The sequence below is a fragment of the Bacillus sp. SM2101 genome (genome assembly GCF_018588585.1).
Lineage (GTDB): Bacteria > Bacillota > Bacilli > Bacillales > SM2101 > Nanhaiella > Nanhaiella sioensis.
This window is the reverse complement of sequence record NZ_JAEUFG010000018.1, coordinates 1-17,089: the sequence shown is the minus strand read 5'-3', so window position 1 is coordinate 17,089 and position 17,089 is coordinate 1. Positions and strand designations below refer to the sequence as shown.

Genomic DNA, 17,089 nt, shown 5'->3' with positions numbered 1-17,089 from the left:
CCCCCTATCTGCTGATTGATAATTCTTTCGTTTGTCTTTGGAAAAATTGTTGAGAAGTACCATCAAAAATAAGTTCACCATCATCAACCAGCCAAACCCTAGTCGCAAAGTATTTCGCGATTTCCATGCTATGTGTAACCATTAAAACAATCGTTCCTTGCTTTCGCCAATGCTCGATTAGCTCTAAGATTGCAAATGTATTCTTTGCATCCTGCCCAAAGGTAGGCTCATCTAACAACACAATTTGCTGTTCTTTAACAATTGCAGCAGCTACACTAAGCCTCCTCTTTTGCCCCATTGATAATTGATATGGGTGTTGATCTCTTTGCTCATTCAAACGAAATTCATGTAACAAGGTGGTCACTTTTTCATCTATAGCATGGTCATCCAGCTTATCTAAGTGCAATGAAAAGGCAATTTCATCATATACTGAATTTGTGACAAATTGAAATTCGGGATTTTGAAAAACAAATGTTAAGTAATCCGTTAATTTACCTATTTCCTTTACTTGTCTTCCTTCGATTGTATAATTACCTGTCGTTTTTATCAGTTGCATAAGTGAGTGAAGTAACGTACTTTTGCCAGCACCATTCTCACCAACGATCGTAATCCATTCACCCTCAGAGATATTTGCGTTGTTTATATCAATTTTCACATTTTTTCCACGATACCCTTTGAATTGTGAAACGCTAACAAATGATTCTTCCAAAACAGGTACAGTAGGAATTTGCTTTGTAGTTCTGTCAATATAGTCATGCCAGGCATCAGGATACCATATACCTTGGTCAATTAGCTCTTGTTTATATGTAGACAGCACATACTCTTTAGGACCATCTGCCACGATTTCTCCATGTTCATTAAACAAAATAATTCGTTCGATAAAATCTAATACATGGTCAATATTATGTTCAACGACGATAACCGTTTTGTCACGGCTCACATCTTTTATCGTATCCCATATTTGTTTCGTCCCTTTTGGGTCAAGCATAGCCGTCGGCTCATCTAAAAATAATACTTCAGGTTGAAGGGCCATCACTGAAGCAATCGCTAAGCGTTGCTTCATTCCTCCTGATAACGTTTGTATTGATGTATGGAGGTCATCTACTTCAAGCTTTACCATATTTACATATTCGCGAATTTTTTCGGGCATATCCTTGCGCTTAACCCTCAAATTTTCCAACACAAATGCAATTTCTTCATCAACGAAAGGCATACAAAATTGCGTGTCCGGATCTTGAAAAACATATCCCCAAGATTCCGGTGTAATAATTTCATCAGCTTTAATAGGTACTTCAATCGAATTTGGAATGATTCCTGATAACACTTGCAAAAGCGTAGATTTTCCGCAACCCGAAGGGCCTAGGATTAATACTTTTTCCCCTTCATAAAAAGAAGAGGAGACATCTTTAAATAATAAAGATGCACTCCCAGTAAACTTTAAGCGTAAGTTTTTCACACTTGTGATTTCTTGCATGTATAACACCTCAACTACTTATCCAACGCATCATAGTCTTCTTTTGATGCAGGACGAACTAAATTTGTAACACCAGTTGCTTCCAAAGCCTTAACGAGATAATATGCAAAAACACCAGCTATTATAATCCCACTGATTACTCGGAATCCAATGAATAATGTTAAATTCCAAGCTGCTAGATCACCAATATACCCTTTGTAAAAATCCATCCCTATTGATGCTACTGCTGATGCAGCACCTGCAAGTGAAGCAATTAAGATATCATAGCGTTTATAGCGTGCTGCTGCAAATATTAGTTCTGCAGCTAATCCTTGTAACAACCCATATAGCATTACTTCTAATCCGTATTCAGATCCCATGATAAATTCACCAGATGCAGCTGCCATTTCAGCAATAATTGCCACACCAGCTTTACGAATAACCAAAAAGGCAACAGTTGCTGCTATAAACCACATTCCATATGCAAGCTGATCTACTTGTAATCCAAATGCGCCTATCGTTTCATAGAATGTTCCCCATAATTTGTATACGATTCCAAATACGATTGCAATGACTATTGTAACTAAAATATCAGTTAATTTTAAACCTTTGTTCATAGTTATTTCCTCCTATCTTTTATATCAATCAAAAACGCTCTAAGTTGTTTTCCAAAATTACAAGCCAAAAACGAGAATTATGCGATTGTCATCATTTATATTAGATAAGAGACCTCACAAAATTTTTCAACCTGACTAGCATGCTTTATTTGGATGTTGACATTGCTGAAATAGGCCAGGTTTCTTGTGTATATGCCATCTCCCAAAACAATAGTTCATATTGACTACTAATGATAAAGTGCTCCTGCATTCTTTCTCTATCAGCTTCTGTTACTTGATCAGCAATATCATCAAGCAAATCGATGACTTCTTCAACTAATTTGCGGAACCAATCACCACCATATGTTTGAATCCATTGTTGGTATATAGGTTCAGTTGGATTTGCATGAACGAGCTGCTCTCCAATCTCATAATATAACCAGTAGCATGGTAACAAAGCAGCGATTGTGTCTCCTATATGCCCAGTATGTGCTGCACGATACATATGAGAAGTGTATGCGTATGCTGTTGGAGCTGGTTTAAAATTAGCTTTTTCCTCTTCGGTGATACCTAGCTGAACCATAAAGTCCTTATGAAGAGATAATTCAGCTTCATTCGTACCCATCGCATGAGATGCCATTTGGCTCACTATTTTTAGATCAGTTGCTTGTGCTGCTGCTAATGTTTGCACTCTTGCAAAATGACTTAAGTAATAAGAATCTTGTAGAACATAATAGCGAAAGCGGTCAAATGATAATGTCCCATCTGCAAGCTCTTTCACAAATGGATGATCAAAGCTCCTCTGCCAAATTTGGTCTGCTTCTTCTCTAATTTTTTTGGAAAACTTCATGATAAATTCCACCCTTCTTTTATAACATTCGCTTCACTAAGAGTAAGGCACCCTAATGATAAAAAGATGAAGTGGAAAATTTCTTGACAGCATATTGCCTATCCTTGTCTTTGTTTTCGATCATAACAAAACATCATTATAATAAATAGTAAAAGTTCATGAATAAATAGCTTTGTTATAAAGGCATTAGAAAACAAAAACCACTCTACATATAGAGTGGAATTAGACGAATTGGAAAATGTTATCCAATATGTTTGTCATCAATCCACTTCCCTACGCTAGCATTAACTAGATCAGGTATAAGGGTTAAGGCAGCAAAGCCCCTCTCAGCAAACGTGATTTGCACCCCTAGTGGTAAGCGATATTTAATTTCACATACAACCTTACTATACTTTTATTATTTCCACAAGCAAAAGATTCCTACATACTCACTTCAATATTTTCCCTTTTATCCAATGTGATATAAATTAATATGACACGGAAGTTTGTTTTTTTATCACTTGATCTAAAGTAATACATATAACTGTGCCTACTACTAATCCGTTATTTATTATTGGTCTTAACATGGATGGAAGTTCATTTATTGCTTGTCCAGGGATAAACAATAAACCAATGCCAACCAATAATGAAAGCCCAATAATAAAATATTCTCTATCTCCTAATTGTGTAGATTGGTAATCTTTTAATGCTAAACCAATCATGATAGTAAATGGGTAAAATAAAATTGCATAGCCAACTGGTTCGGGAATCATAGCAGCATATGTAGTAAACATCGGGAAGAAACTAAGTAAAATGATAAATACATTTCCTAAAATAAATGGTAAGCGATTAATAATTTTGGTCATTGCAATAAATCCAGCTGATCCAGAAATCGGTACACTACCAATTGCAGAAAAAATACCACCTAACCACTGGTTTATCCCCATAACAAAGCTTGCTTTATTGTAGTTTACAGCTTCATAATTTTTTGTATGTTCTTGTAGCTCTTTTTCTACAACATAAATCGAGGCAAGCATATTTGTTAATAATAGTAAGCCTATCATAATGGAAGTAATAATCATCCCGCTATTCAATTGTGGCATTCCCCAAGCAAAAATCTGTGGTACTGAAATACCACTTGTGGTCGGCGGAATACTTTTTCCTAGCCGAAGCACAGCAAACAGAAGTGATCCAATGAGTAAACTAAGTAAAACAGAATATCTTCGAATAAACGGCACACGACTTTTTGCCAATAATATCGTTATAACTAAAACACAAACCGTAGGAACAGCGACCGAAAAATCTACTGAATCTTGTTTATACCCTACACCAAAAATACCGTTCATAAACGAACCACTTAGTTGTGCAACTAACAATAATAAATAAGTTCCTGTGACAATTGGAGTAAACAGTTTCTTCAAATGATCGATCAATTTAAAAAGAGCTAATAAGATAAATAAAACTCCGCTTAGTATCATCCCCATTTCAAGCTGTTGTAAACCCTCATATGTCCCAAGATTTCCAGCTTCAACGATACTCGCATAAACGATAAACACACCCCACCATAACCCTGCGGGACCTTCCATAATCGGTAAACGATGACCTAATACTGCTTGTAATAGACCTGAAAGACCTAAAACGAATAATGTTCTTTGTAGTAATGTAGCGATTTCTGCTTGGGGTAACCCAAAGGAATTTCCAATAACTATAGGAGCCACAACACTTGTTGTAATTATAAAAATCATCCATTGCATTGATGAAAATAATAACCTCATAAAAAACCTCCATCCTATCATATATAATCAATTCAGGAAATTGTTACTATAATTCTTTATATTAACATACATTCAATTTGCCCCAATACATGGAATCACCTAAATGATAAGTGCAATATTTCTAACTTTAAAAAGAAATAATAAAATAGCTAACCAATTGAGGTTAGCGTTATAAACTATGATATGGATTTTTCTATTATCATACATATGGTCATATATTTTAGCATGTTGTAGTTCGTAATAAGAGCAAAATACGAATATACTAACGTTCGCATACTTCCTTAGACTATAACAAATAAACCCCAGTTCACGTGAATAAAAGCAACAAAGTTTACGAAAGGGTCATTTCGTAAACTTTGTTGCTATTTTTACTAACAATGGACATTATGAAGAGTCTTATGAAACCTCAATAATTATAAAAGTAGAAAAGATACCTCGAACGCTAGATATATATACGTCCTTACATATTAGAACGAAATGCTTACGAAAACAGTCTTACGATAAAAGCCTATATTTAAGGTGTCTTATCTTTATTTACTTTTGCTCCATAGGCTGTTACATATATAAGTGGAATGATTATTTGGGCAAAAGGTTCTGGTTTGCTAAATAAGGCAGAGAGGAATCCGAAATTACTGCTATCATAGTTCGGCTTTTGTTCATAGTTATTCAGATCATTAGACCTAAACAGTGGAGTAAGCAAATATAGATTTCTCGCATTAGTATTTTCAATTATACCCTCAAAAATTTTTCCATACTTCGTTACAACCTTCACTTGCTCGTTTAATAGTTCATTCGCAAAAACAGCAGCTTCCGTTTTATTTACAGGATGATACCATTTTTCTTCTATGAAGGTTTGGTCTATATTATTTGTCACATTACACCATCACCTTAATTTTTTACAATTATCTTATGCAGCCAAGATCAAAAGTTACTCTTGACATAAGGAGAAAAAGAAAATATAGTATATGTTAATTTATTAAGGCTCTTTTTGAAAATATTGTTGCTATTGTCACCAAGTTAGCATAGTAAGAAGAGGTTTAATACGTTTGACATCGTGTTTCAATAGAAAAGATGTCAAAGTGTTTATCACTTAATACAATAACAACAATTAATGTGAAAACAGCTTTTATATTGTAAACGTTGATAAGGACTAGTAAAACATTATGTGCTTTTTTAGAGAGGAAATTATTTGCTGGGAGATTTCTAAAGTACACGTTTGAACCTACCTTTGAGTACTGTATCGAGTGATTATAATCATGAAGGTACAAGCGGATTGTAACCGTTATCAAATACAAGGGTGTTTACTACACGTAGTAAACAAACTAGGGTGGTACCGCCGAAAACCTCGGTCCCTTTTTGGGATTAGAGGTTTTTTATTTTGGTGTTATCATCTCATCGATTGTATTTTATAATTCGTTACAACTAGCTTTCACGGCAGCTTGCTATTCTAATTTAATTACAGTATAACAAAATTAATGAAACCAGCTGATAAGGCATTTTAGGAAGGTGGAGAATAATGGGTAAAGAAAAAAAATTTGTTGAAGAAATAACATCAATGGATCAGGATTTTGCGCAATGGTATACAGATATTGTTAAGAAAGCTGATTTAATCGATTACTCATCTGTCCGTGGTTCAATGATAATTCGTCCATATGGCTATGCTATATGGGAAAATATTCGTCATATTTTAGATTCAAAAATAAAGGAAACAGGTCATGAAAATGTGTACATGCCATTATTTATACCAGAAAAGCTACTGCAAAAGGAAAAAGATCATATTGAAGGGTTTGCACCTGAAGTAGCGTGGGTTACACATGGAGGCTCTGAAGAATTAGCTGAAAAGCTATGTGTCCGACCAACATCAGAAGTATTGTTCTGTGAGCATTATGCAAATATCATACACTCATATCGTGACCTACCAAAATTATATAATCAGTGGAGTAACGTCGTACGTTGGGAAAAAACTACGAGGCCTTTTCTCAGATCACTTGAGTTCCTTTGGCAAGAAGGTCACACTGCTCATGCAACAGATGAGGAGGCACATGAAGAAACCCGAAAAATGCTGGATGTATATACTGAAGTATGTGAGCAAGTCCTAGCCATACCAGTCATTAAAGGTCAAAAAACGGAAAAAGAAAAATTTGCTGGAGCTAAATTCACGTATACAATAGAAAGTCTTATGCATGATGGCAAGGCGTTACAAACTGGAACATCACATCATCTTGGTGACAGCTTTGCAAAAGCATTTGGCATTCAATATACAGATCAAAGTGGAGAATTACAATACGTTCATCAAACTTCATGGGGAATAACTACGCGTTTAATTGGTGCCCTTATCATGGTCCATGGTGATGATAGAGGGCTAGTGTTACCACCTAATATTGCGCCAACACAAGTAATGATTGTACCTATTGCACAGCATAAAGAAGGTGTACTAGATAAGGCTTATGAACTGAAAGAATCACTTTCCTCTGACATTCGAATTGACATCGATGCTAGCGATAAAAAGCCAGGCTGGAAATTTAATGAACATGAAATGAAAGGGATACCTCTACGTCTTGAAATCGGCCCCAAGGATATTGAGAATAAACAAGTTGTTCTTGCAAGAAGAGATACGGGAGAAAAAGAAAAGGTACCAATGGAGAACTTAGCTACTGCTATTTCAGAAAAATTAATACAAATACAAGATCATTTATATCATAAGGCACTTTTAAATCGTCAATCTAAAACAACAACTGTGGAAAACATGGTGCAATTTGAAAACTTTTTTAGTACTAACAATGGATTTGTTAAGGCCATGTGGTGTGGTAAGCAATCCTGTGAAGAAAAAATTAAAGAACAGACTGGTGCAACTTCTAGATGTATCCCATTTGAACAAGACAAGATTTCAGCAACATGTGTATGTTGTAATAACGAGGCAAACAAAATGGTCTATTGGGCAAAGGCGTATTAACAATTTTAGGTGCTGGAAAATGATCTTCCAGCACCTATTAAGTCTTATTTTTTATCGAGCGGTTGGAAATACTCTTCTAACTGTTTCGTTAAAATCTGTAAAAAATCCTTCTACTGGTTCACCTCTATTTATCCTGTTACCATAATCAGTCATACGATTAATGAAATCAGGATTTGTCGACACATAAACATTATCAATATTTTTATCTTGAGCTCTAACCTTATCAGCTATACGGCTTTCCAGCTTTTTCGTTGTAGTCCCTGTTGTATTGTCATTTAATGTTGCTGCTACATAAGCATTATTGTTAGTAACAATAACATTGGCTCTTCTTACCTCTTTCATTGCAGTGATGCGATCTGCTGCGTCTTGTGCCACTTCCATACGTGTTTCATTTGCAGTATTTGTACGATTGTTTGCATTATTAACACGCATTCTATCGTAGGTCACATTACGATTAGCAAGATTTCCTTCGTATGCTATATTACGCCTAACTGCGCGGTTTTCATTATAAGTGACATTTCGTAAAGTGTTATTATCCCTAACATCTATTGCTTCTTCATTAGGTGCAGTATTACAAGCAAATAATAAAGGAACCGATAGCATCGCTACCGATAATAGCTTCAGCTGTTTCAATAATATCAACTCCTTGAGAGTGAAATAAACTTACACCCTTAGAGTTGGCAAAATCAATTGCTCACATGCCTGACAGTTATTGTTAAACATCTCGTACACTTATCGTTCCTGTAAACTAGCCACTTCTTCATCAATTTGGTTAACATCAATACGATCAAACAATGCTGTTACTTGATCAAGTTTACCTTGTTGAATTTCCGTATAAGCCCATGAGTTATGGTCTAATTGCAACATTTCTGAAATTTTCTTACATGAAAACGGCAAAAATGGTTGTAATAATACTGATAAGTTTGTGATGATCTGTGTACATGTATATAATGTATGTTCACAATTTTTCTTTTCTTCTTTAATTTGAATCCAAGGTTTTTGTTCGTCAAAATACTTATTGCTTTGCCGGATAAACAGGAATATATCTTCAATTGCTCGTTTAAAATAACCTTGCTCAATACATTGTCCGACATGTTGATATAAATTTTGCAGCTCATTCTTAATCGTTGAGTCAATATTACCTTCAGGCACATTTCCACCAAAGTACTTATCGATAAACTTAAAGCTTCTATTCACAAAATTTCCAAATGCTCCTAGCAATTCACTATTATGACTATATATAAATTCTCGCCATGAAAAGTCAGTATCTCTATTTTCTGGTGCATTTATGAGTAAATAATATCTGAGTGAATCTGGATCATACCGCTCAAGTAAATCCGGTATCCATACTGCCCAGTTTTTGCTCGTTGAAATTTTTCTTTTTTCAAGCGTCATATACTCACTTGAAAAAATATAATCTGGTAAACTTTTCTCTCCAATACCTAATAATATTGCCGGCCAGATAATTGAATGAAATGGTATGTTGTCCTTACCATGTATATAAAATGCGGATGTTCCTTCATTCCAGAACCTTCGCCAATCAACATTATTTTGTTTCCCCCATTGCATACTCGCAGACAAATAGCCAGTTACTGCTTCTATCCAAACGTATATTTTCTTTTCATCAAATTCTTTTAAGGGTACAGGTACACCAATTGGTAAATCTCTAGTTGCTGCACGATCTCTCAGTCCTTCTAATATATATCTCTCGGTTAATTGAACTGCATTTTCTCGCCAATTTCCTTTGTGTTTTATAGACGTAAAAAATTCTTCAATTTGCTGTTGAATTGTCGATAATGCGAAATAGAAATGTTCAGTTGACCTAATTGTGGGTGTGCTACCACAAAGCTTACATTTCTTTGCTCTTAATTCTATCGGTTCAAAAATTGCTGAACAAATCTCACATTGATCTCCTCTAGCATCACTCCCACAATTTGGACATTCCCCTTCAACATATCTATCCGGTAAAAATTGTTCATCTTTTTCACAATATACTTGTTTTTCAGACTTTGTGTACAATAAACCTTCTGCTAAAAGCTTTAAAAAAACTTGTTGAACGACCTTATGATGCTGCTGTTGATCAGTTCTAGTGTACATATTATATGAAAACCCTAGCTTGGAAAAGCAATCAACAAACTCCTTATGATACCTATTAGTAATCATAGTCGGAGTAACCTTTTCATGTTTTGCTCTAATTGAGATAGGTGTTCCGTTACAATCACTTCCAGATACATATAATACTTCTTTCCCTCTCAAACGGAAATATCTTGCTAATACATCTCCAGGTAACAAGCCAGCAATATGTCCTACATGTAATGAACCATTAGCATAGGGCCATGCCCCACCAATAAAAATACTCATAAACAAACCTCCTACTATCACGTTATTTTGACATCTAGTTTGTTACCCCTTCGTTCTAAATCGACATCCCCTTACGATAAGAGGGCAATGAATTCAGTGAAAAACAAAAAACCTCGCCCTAAAGACAAATTTGTCTAAGGACGAGGGAAAAATCTCGTGGTACCACCCTAATTCACTAATAATAACCTTTTATTATTAGCCTCAAACAGTACGGAGCAACAAACAATACTCTTATACCTTGACATTGATAACAGGTGCCAAATCCCGTCACAGCCTACTAAATGGAAATTTAATGCTTCCATTGTTCAGTGTAAAGCTCAGAGACCATTGTTCAAACAATCTTTTCTTACTTCTTTTCAGCTACCGAAGCTCTCTGTTAAGAAAAAAATGCCCTACTTTTTCTCTTCATTGCCTTTAACTTACAACTTTAATCTTCCTTGTATAATATTACAAAAGAGTACTAAAGTAAACACGTTCATTTATATTACTTTATATCAAATTGATTACGTATCATTTGCACTTTGTTATCCGTTTCGGTTAAATAATTCATAATTTTTTTATTATCACCATTTAAATGATCAATCGTTGCAGACATTTGTTGTAAACTAGCTGACGTTTGTTCAAGAAGTGCAGAAAACTCCTCTATTGAATTCTCGTCATTTACTGTTTTTAATTGAACATTTTCTGAAACTCCTGTAAGTTTTTCCATTCTGTTATATAGTTCAACCAATGAGTGATTAATTTCGTTAAAGTAAGAAGTACTACTATTCGTTGTCTCCAAACTCGTCGTTAATTTATCACTACTTTCCATGAGTTTTTCCTGAACTAAGCTGTTGCTGTCATTTATTTGTTTTAAATTATTTTCAATCTGTACGGTTGTTTGCTCAGTAACTTCAGCAAGCTTGCGGATTTCTTCAGCAACAATCGAAAAACCTTTCCCAGCATCTCCAGCTCTTGCAGCCTCTATAGATGCATTTAATGCGAGTAAATTAGTTTGCGAAGTGATTGATTTAATTGTATCAGTCAAACTATTTGAGTCATTAATTTTTTCGGTTAATATTAGAAAAGTGTCATTCATCTCAGATACACTATTATGCAAGTTATTCATTTCATGTGCTAATTCATTCATCTTATAAGTTCCTTCTTGTGCAACTGATTGAGCATTTTCAGAATCATTCTTCACAACTTCTGATGTTTGATGAACTTCTGTGATGAGTGATCTAGTTTGCCTTAAATGATTAGCAATATCGAGAATATGATTTGTCTGTTTTTGACTACTAACAGATACTTCACTAATAGCAGTACTCATGTCATTTTGGGAAATAAGATTTTGATTTAATTGTTCATAAATTCTTTCTATATTATCAATCACTTCCTTTATGCTACCCTGTAAGGCAGTCTTTTGTTTTGTTGATTTTAGCGCTTGAGCTTCGGTTGATTCAATGTGTGCATGCAAATTTCGATACTGCCTTTCACTTAAAGTTGTGAGTACTAACAGTAACACCCCTATTAGTATATACGTCAGGAATAGCGCAGCTGATGAATCTGAATAAAATGTCATGTCGCTAGGCTCAAAATATATTATGCTGATCAAAATAATAAAACCTAGTGTATACCCAAGTACAAATAGCCTCTTTTGTAATTGTATGGCTGAAAATACAGCTGTGTAAAATGCAATGAGTAGTATAGTAATTGTTGACTTACTAATTGGTAATATAATGATAGGTGGAATAAAACATAAAACAACTGCTATGTACGCATAAATTATTTCATTTTTAAACTTTTTATAGCTGAGAAAAGTAATCGTATTTACCATGATCGTACTAATATATAAAATAACTTTTACATTCCCACCGTCATTAACTAAAGCATTCAATAACCCACCTATGAGAGTAATTGAAAACGTCAAAAACATTAACAAATTTTTCGTTCTTACATCCTTAATTTTTAATGCTTCAACCTTTCCCATATCAATCTCTCTCCCCCTTTTTTTATGCTGTTTCTTTTCGACTATTGTTTTTTTCTCTAATCTTCAACAATTGCTCATAGCTTGCAATATAACGTAACTACAACTTTGGCGAAAATTTTACTTACTAGTAAGTAAATTATAAAGAAATAATTTTTCGAACAAGTTAATTATACCTGATTCTTTTCTGAAAATTCATTCTAACTTTCATTATTTTTATTTTTTGTATTACCGTGGTAAAAATGTATTAAACTATCTTTAAATAACAAGACTTCATCGCTTTCAGAGTGATTAACGATTAAATATGTTGCTGCTTTTGGCATGGCAAAATTTTGTACTTCGACCTCTAACAATCGACCTTCTAACGTTTCACGAATAATTGTTGACCGAGGCAGAAAAGATATGCCTAGCCCCTCCTCAATAAATCTCTTCGTTACATTTACTTGAGTGACTTCCATTCTACGCATTTTAGCATACCTGTCCCTAAGTTGATGAAGAAGTCCCTCCCAATAATCCGGATGATTATGTGTGAATATTAAATAATTATTTATAATCTCTTCTATATCAAATGGTATACCTGCGTCAAAATCCCATCCATCATGAGGAATAACTAATACAACAGGATCATCAATAATTTTTGTTATTTGTAATGATGAGTCCACAACATATTTACGAGATAAACCTATGTCAACCTCCCTATTTTTCACAGCAGTAGCAATGTCCTCTGATTCCATGACCTTTACAGCAATTTCTATTTCTCGATGTTTTTTAATAAACACTCTAAGTAAATTAGGGAGAATAGAAGCTGCTATTAATGGCGACGTAGCAATCGTTAACTTGCGGTTATAGCCCTGTCGCCAGCTTTCAAGTTCATCTATACCAATTTCTAAACTTTGTACGACATTTATCGCATATGGTAAAAACTTCATGCCTGTTGAAGTAAGTTCAATATTTCTTCCTTTTTTACTAAAAAGAGTAGCACCTAGATATCTTTCTAAGTTTTGAATATGGAAAGTTACAGTTGGTTGTGCCATAAATAATTTTTCTGATGTAATACGAAAATTTTGATACTTTGCAGCTACAATAAATGTTTGGAGCCAACGAATATCCATATACTCCTCCTTTAATTAAAATTCCTTATTAATATACTTTATATTATTTAATATTCGTAATTAATGCAACGTTATAAACTATTAATATATTAAGATTACCTAGGAGGAATGTATGTTGACAATGAACAAAGGGTTAGAAGGTGTTATCGTAGCAAATTCTGAAATTAGTTTTATTGACGGACAAAATGGGAAACTGATCTACCGTGGCTATCATGCACAGGAATTGGCAGAAAATAATTCTTATGAAGAAATTGTTTATTTGCTTCTGTATGGAGAACTACCAACAATTGATCAGTTAATACAACTACAAAATCAATTAACTGCATATCGTAACATACCAAAGGATGTTAAGAACATTATCGATAACTTACCAGTTGAAATGGATATGATGAGTGTACTACGTACTGCTATTTCGTGTTTAGGTGGACAATTAACTGATTGGCCTCCAGCTATAAATGATGCAATTAGAGTTATTGCTATGACTCCAACAATTATTACTTACCGCTATCATCGTTTGACAAATACTGATTTCATTGAACCAGATCTAACCTTAGACCATGTATCGAATTATTTATACATGTTTACAGGCGTCATACCAAAGCAGGCACATGTAAAAGCATTATCAGCATACTTTGTCCTTACAGCGGAGCATGGTATGAATGCATCAACCTTTTCTGCACGTACAATCACATCAACACAATCTGACCTTATCTCAGCAATAGTTGGTGCGATAGGAGCAATGAAAGGACCACTACATGGCGGTGCACCTACAGATGTAGTTGACATGCTTAATGAGATTAACTCAAAGCAATATGCCAACAAGTGGATAACTGAGCAACTTGAACAAGGAAAGAAAATTATGGGATTTGGCCATAGAGTGTACAAAACTCATGACCCTCGTGCATTGGCCTTAAGAAACATTGTTCAGCAACTTGTGGAGGACGATGAATGGTTTGACTTGGCGATCCATGTAGAAGAAGAAGCGATTGCTTTGCTTGAAAAACATAAGCCTGGTAGGAAGTTATATACGAATGTAGAATTTTATGCAGCAGCTGTGCTCCGGGCAGTGAAGATGCCTGTAATCCTTTATACACCAACATTTACAGCAAGTAGAATGGCAGGTTGGACGGCACATGTATTAGAACAAGCTGCAAACAATAGAATCATCCGTCCAAAAGCTCAATATATTGGACATATTCCTAGTTAAAAAAGCTATCTGACCAATGTCACCATTCACCACATTCTATGGGTAGCGGTGACATTGTCATCTAGCTCAATCACATTATAAAATTCCTACGATGGCTCCACCTAAGGCTGCTAATATAACGACAAGCCATGCTGGAACTTTCCAATAAACGAGTAATGTAAAAGCTGCTATTGCAAGTGCAAAATCCACGGGTGTAGCTATAGCACTAGTAAAAATTGGATCGTAAAGAGCTGCTAATAAAATTCCTAACACCCCTGCATTTACTCCCATTAATACAGACTGTATATAAGGGTACTTACGAATCATATCCCAGAATGGTAATGTTCCTATAATAAGTAAAAATGATGGCAAAAATATTGCAATTGTAGCTATTGTAGCACCTTTCCATCCGTTAATAATTGCACCTAAATACCCAGAAAAAGTAAATAATGGACCAGGTACTGCCTGCGCAGCTCCATATCCAGCTAAAAATGTTTCCTTAGTAATCCAACCACTAGGAACAACTTCTCTTTCTAACATTGGTAATACAACATGACCACCACCAAAAACGAGTGATCCTACGCGATAAAACGTATCGAATATGGCAAGCGATTGACTTGCTGATAGTTGTCTAAGGATAGGAAGTCCTATTAATAAACCAAAGAATAAGACCCAAGCAAAAACACCAATTTTGCGATTAATCCCAACCTTTAATTCTTTCATCGGAGTGTTTTGTTTGTTTTTATAGAGGATTAATCCCACCAAACCAGCAATTAAAATTAATGCTAGTTGACTTATGGCTGTTGGCATAATAAGTATAAATATAGCGCTCAATATAGCTATAGATATTCTAGGTCGGTCTGGAGCTAGCTTTTTCCCCATGTTCATGATAGCCTGGGCAACAACTGCCACCGCCACAATCTTTAGCCCGTGTATCCAGCCTGCACCACCTAAGTCAAAGCTTTGATATAAATAAGCGAACAGGACGAGGGCAATGACAGATGGGAGTGTAAACCCTAACCATGAAATCACTCCACCTAGCAACCCACCACGAATCATCCCTATCGCAATCCCCACCTGACTACTCGCTGGACCAGGAAGAAACTGACAAAGAGCAACCAAATTAGCATAGCTATGATCATCTAGCCATTTTCTTTTTTTGACATATTCATTTTGGAAAAACCCTAAATGGGCTACAGGTCCTCCAAACGAGGTGAATCCTAATAAAGAGGAGATTTTGAAAATTTCTCGTAACCTCTTCCCTTTAGATGGTTCATTGTTAAGACTATTCATAAATGTGCAACCTCCAAAAAGATATATGTATCAAATAATGTTTCAATGCCAGTTAGAATAAGGTCCTCATGCTTTTAATACTTAAATTGTTGTTTATCGTACAGCTCGATATGACTAGAGTACTCCTTTATACTTTTTTAGAGTAATTTAAAAATTGTTTTCGCATTGGTTGTTATTTTTCGTACTAAGATTTAAACATATACACAACTAGAGTTCATAGCATCTTATCTTTTCTGAAACGATAACAAACGTATAAAACATATGTTACAGACCAAATTTCGTAGCATTAGCAACAAAATTATTCTTATTATGTAATAAACACGTAAACAACTAGAGTTTACGGTATCTTTTCTTCTATAAAAATGATGACCAACATATAAAGCAACTTCTTTAGGTACCAATTTGTTCATAATAACAACAAATTTGAAGACAAGAACCTTACTAAAAAAAATCTATATAAACATATTATAGACTTACCTATATTAAGCTGTAGTTAAAAAAATGTAAAGATTAAATCTGCTTGTCATATATCATCCTCACTAATTTATAATATAATACATTTCTTTGTTATTGTCTGTTTTCTAGCTAATTGTAGATGCGAGCATTAAAAATATTAATGGAATATTGTGTTAAAATATAAATAAAACATATTTATCAAATAACAAGTAGTGATCTATTAAAGGGGAAATTTACATATGAAACAAGTTTTTGCATTTGAAAAAGAGGAAAAAGTTAAAGATATTAAAGATAATGCTCATTATTTATTTAACACTCTAAAGAGTTATAGCAAAATATTAGAAGATAAATACTCGTTATCTCAGCTGCCAAAAGGTGTAGTATGGACGTCTGAAGACCTTGTTACTAGTTTTTTCTCAAATATACCGATACCAGCATTCACCAAGCAAGATGTAATATATATGACTCCAGATGTAGACGAATGGAAGAAATTATTTATACGGCAGTTAGATGAAAAAGATCTACCAGACATTCGTAGGTTCTATAACAATCTTTCACTAGAACATATATTGGTGATTTTAGCACACGAACTTACACATCACTCTGATTTATTTCTTGGAGATTTTGATGATGGTCGTGAAGACGATTTTTGGTTTGAAGAGGGAATGTGTTTCTACATACCAAGAAAGCACTTATTAAGCGAAGAAGACTTTCAAGAAATATATCAAGTTGAAAGTGATTTAGTCAACGCATTTAGTGAGAAGTACGGCGGACATTCTATCGAAGATTTTGGATATAATTCATATGAAGGCAGTTTGGCAAGTATAATGTTTGATTATTGGAGAAGCAATATGCTAGTAAAAAATTTAGTGGAAGAGAGAGCGCATGGAGATATACAACATATTTTCACCATATATCACAATTGGGATTTTGAAGGTAGAAAAATACCTTTAAGAGAATATTTCCTTAAGCAATTATAATCTGATGTTTTGAACATATTATTAGTTAGACGGAAAAAAGGATGACACTGAATGAACTGCCCCCTGTCTAGTAGACAGCGGAAATAATAAAAAGTCACTTAAGCGGCTTTAGCTCTATATTCCATAGGG

Annotated in this window: 13 protein-coding genes, 1 riboswitch and 2 other annotated features; of the genes, 3 read left to right on the top strand and 10 right to left on the bottom strand. The window is 34.5% G+C overall.

Annotated elements, in window-relative coordinates:
* Window positions 1-4 precede the first annotated feature (4 nt).
* The 5 genes from JM172_RS16490 to JM172_RS16470 all read right to left on the bottom strand — a co-directional run bounded on the left by JM172_RS16490 (window position 5) and on the right by JM172_RS16470 (window position 5,527).
* Window positions 5-1,474, bottom strand: coding sequence for an ABC transporter ATP-binding protein (locus tag JM172_RS16490; protein WP_214483477.1), 1,470 nt, complete (start codon window positions 1,472-1,474; stop codon window positions 5-7).
* Window positions 1,475-1,488: 14 nt separating this feature from the next.
* Window positions 1,489-2,070: an ECF transporter S component gene (locus tag JM172_RS16485; RefSeq protein WP_214483476.1), complete on the bottom strand. Its 582-nt coding sequence runs from the start codon at window positions 2,068-2,070 to the stop codon at window positions 1,489-1,491.
* 145 nt (window positions 2,071-2,215) lie between these two features.
* Window positions 2,216-2,899 carry a thiaminase II gene (tenA, locus tag JM172_RS16480; protein WP_214483475.1) on the bottom strand — a complete coding sequence of 228 codons (684 nt, stop codon included), beginning with the start codon at window positions 2,897-2,899 and terminating at the stop codon, window positions 2,216-2,218.
* 253 nt (window positions 2,900-3,152) lie between these two features.
* Window positions 3,153-3,259: riboswitch (TPP riboswitch) on the bottom strand.
* Window positions 3,260-3,366: 107 nt separating this feature from the next.
* Entirely contained in the window at window positions 3,367-4,653 is a 1,287-nt protein-coding gene (locus JM172_RS16475) for a purine/pyrimidine permease (RefSeq protein WP_214483474.1), read from the bottom strand.
* 514 nt (window positions 4,654-5,167) lie between these two features.
* Window positions 5,168-5,527 carry a hypothetical protein gene (locus JM172_RS16470; protein WP_214483473.1) on the bottom strand — a complete coding sequence of 120 codons (360 nt, stop codon included), beginning with the start codon at window positions 5,525-5,527 and terminating at the stop codon, window positions 5,168-5,170.
* A 257-nt stretch (window positions 5,528-5,784) separates the two neighbouring features.
* Window positions 5,785-6,010: a binding site (T-box leader), on the top strand.
* A gap of 159 nt (window positions 6,011-6,169) precedes the next feature.
* On the opposite strand from JM172_RS16470, the gene proS reads away from it, so the two are divergent.
* A complete protein-coding gene (proS, locus tag JM172_RS16465; protein ID WP_214483472.1) occupies window positions 6,170-7,606 on the top strand; it encodes a proline--tRNA ligase in 1,437 nt (478 codons plus the stop codon).
* Window positions 7,607-7,657: 51 nt separating this feature from the next.
* Here the strand turns inward: proS and JM172_RS16460 are convergent, their stop codons facing one another.
* From JM172_RS16460 to JM172_RS16445, 4 genes are all read right to left on the bottom strand, one after another.
* Window positions 7,658-8,239, bottom strand: a complete 582-nt coding sequence (locus tag JM172_RS16460; protein WP_214483471.1) for a YhcN/YlaJ family sporulation lipoprotein — start codon at window positions 8,237-8,239, stop codon at window positions 7,658-7,660.
* 99 nt (window positions 8,240-8,338) lie between these two features.
* Window positions 8,339-9,967: a methionine--tRNA ligase gene (gene metG, locus JM172_RS16455; protein WP_214483470.1), complete on the bottom strand. Its 1,629-nt coding sequence runs from the start codon at window positions 9,965-9,967 to the stop codon at window positions 8,339-8,341.
* 133 nt (window positions 9,968-10,100) lie between these two features.
* Window positions 10,101-10,385: a binding site (T-box leader), on the bottom strand.
* A gap of 66 nt (window positions 10,386-10,451) precedes the next feature.
* The gene (locus JM172_RS25675; RefSeq protein WP_483297261.1) at window positions 10,452-11,096 is read right to left on the bottom strand and encodes a methyl-accepting chemotaxis protein; all 645 of its coding nucleotides are present in this window, start codon (window positions 11,094-11,096) and stop codon (window positions 10,452-10,454) included.
* A gap of 1,037 nt (window positions 11,097-12,133) precedes the next feature.
* Complete coding sequence (locus JM172_RS16445; RefSeq protein ID WP_214483468.1) at window positions 12,134-13,045, bottom strand: LysR family transcriptional regulator; 912 nt, start codon at window positions 13,043-13,045, stop codon at window positions 12,134-12,136.
* Window positions 13,046-13,157: 112 nt separating this feature from the next.
* Here JM172_RS16445 and JM172_RS16440 point away from each other — a divergent pair, with 112 nt between their 5' ends.
* On the top strand, window positions 13,158-14,252 hold the full coding sequence (locus tag JM172_RS16440; protein WP_214483467.1) for a citrate synthase/methylcitrate synthase: 1,095 nt from the start codon (window positions 13,158-13,160) through the stop codon (window positions 14,250-14,252).
* Window positions 14,253-14,327: 75 nt separating this feature from the next.
* Here JM172_RS16440 and JM172_RS16435 read toward each other — a convergent pair whose 3' ends face one another.
* Window positions 14,328-15,524 carry a chromate transporter gene (locus tag JM172_RS16435; protein ID WP_214483466.1) on the bottom strand — a complete coding sequence of 399 codons (1,197 nt, stop codon included), beginning with the start codon at window positions 15,522-15,524 and terminating at the stop codon, window positions 14,328-14,330.
* Window positions 15,525-16,219: 695 nt separating this feature from the next.
* On the opposite strand from JM172_RS16435, the gene JM172_RS16430 reads away from it, so the two are divergent.
* Window positions 16,220-16,960 carry a hypothetical protein gene (locus JM172_RS16430; protein ID WP_214483465.1) on the top strand — a complete coding sequence of 247 codons (741 nt, stop codon included), beginning with the start codon at window positions 16,220-16,222 and terminating at the stop codon, window positions 16,958-16,960.
* Window positions 16,961-17,089 lie beyond the last annotated feature (129 nt).

Bases quoted from the DNA above. Each gene is read 5' to 3' on its own strand.
- JM172_RS16485 (WP_214483476.1), bottom strand. From the start codon at position 2,070: ATGAACAAAGGTTTAAAATTAACTGATATTTTAGTTACAATAGTCATT.
- tenA (WP_214483475.1), bottom strand. From the start codon at position 2,899: ATGAAGTTTTCCAAAAAAATTAGAGAAGAAGCAGACCAAATTTGGCAG.
- JM172_RS16435 (WP_214483466.1), bottom strand. From the start codon at position 15,524: ATGAATAGTCTTAACAATGAACCATCTAAAGGGAAGAGGTTACGAGAA.
- proS (WP_214483472.1), top strand. From the start codon at position 6,170: ATGGGTAAAGAAAAAAAATTTGTTGAAGAAATAACATCAATGGATCAG.
- JM172_RS16440 (WP_214483467.1), top strand. From the start codon at position 13,158: ATGTTGACAATGAACAAAGGGTTAGAAGGTGTTATCGTAGCAAATTCT.
- JM172_RS25675 (WP_483297261.1), bottom strand. From the start codon at position 11,096: ATGAATGAATTAGCACATGAAATGAATAACTTGCATAATAGTGTATCT.
- JM172_RS16490 (WP_214483477.1), bottom strand. From the start codon at position 1,474: ATGCAAGAAATCACAAGTGTGAAAAACTTACGCTTAAAGTTTACTGGG.
- JM172_RS16430 (WP_214483465.1), top strand. From the start codon at position 16,220: ATGAAACAAGTTTTTGCATTTGAAAAAGAGGAAAAAGTTAAAGATATT.
- JM172_RS16445 (WP_214483468.1), bottom strand. From the start codon at position 13,045: ATGGATATTCGTTGGCTCCAAACATTTATTGTAGCTGCAAAGTATCAA.
- JM172_RS16475 (WP_214483474.1), bottom strand. From the start codon at position 4,653: ATGAGGTTATTATTTTCATCAATGCAATGGATGATTTTTATAATTACA.
- metG (WP_214483470.1), bottom strand. From the start codon at position 9,967: ATGAGTATTTTTATTGGTGGGGCATGGCCCTATGCTAATGGTTCATTA.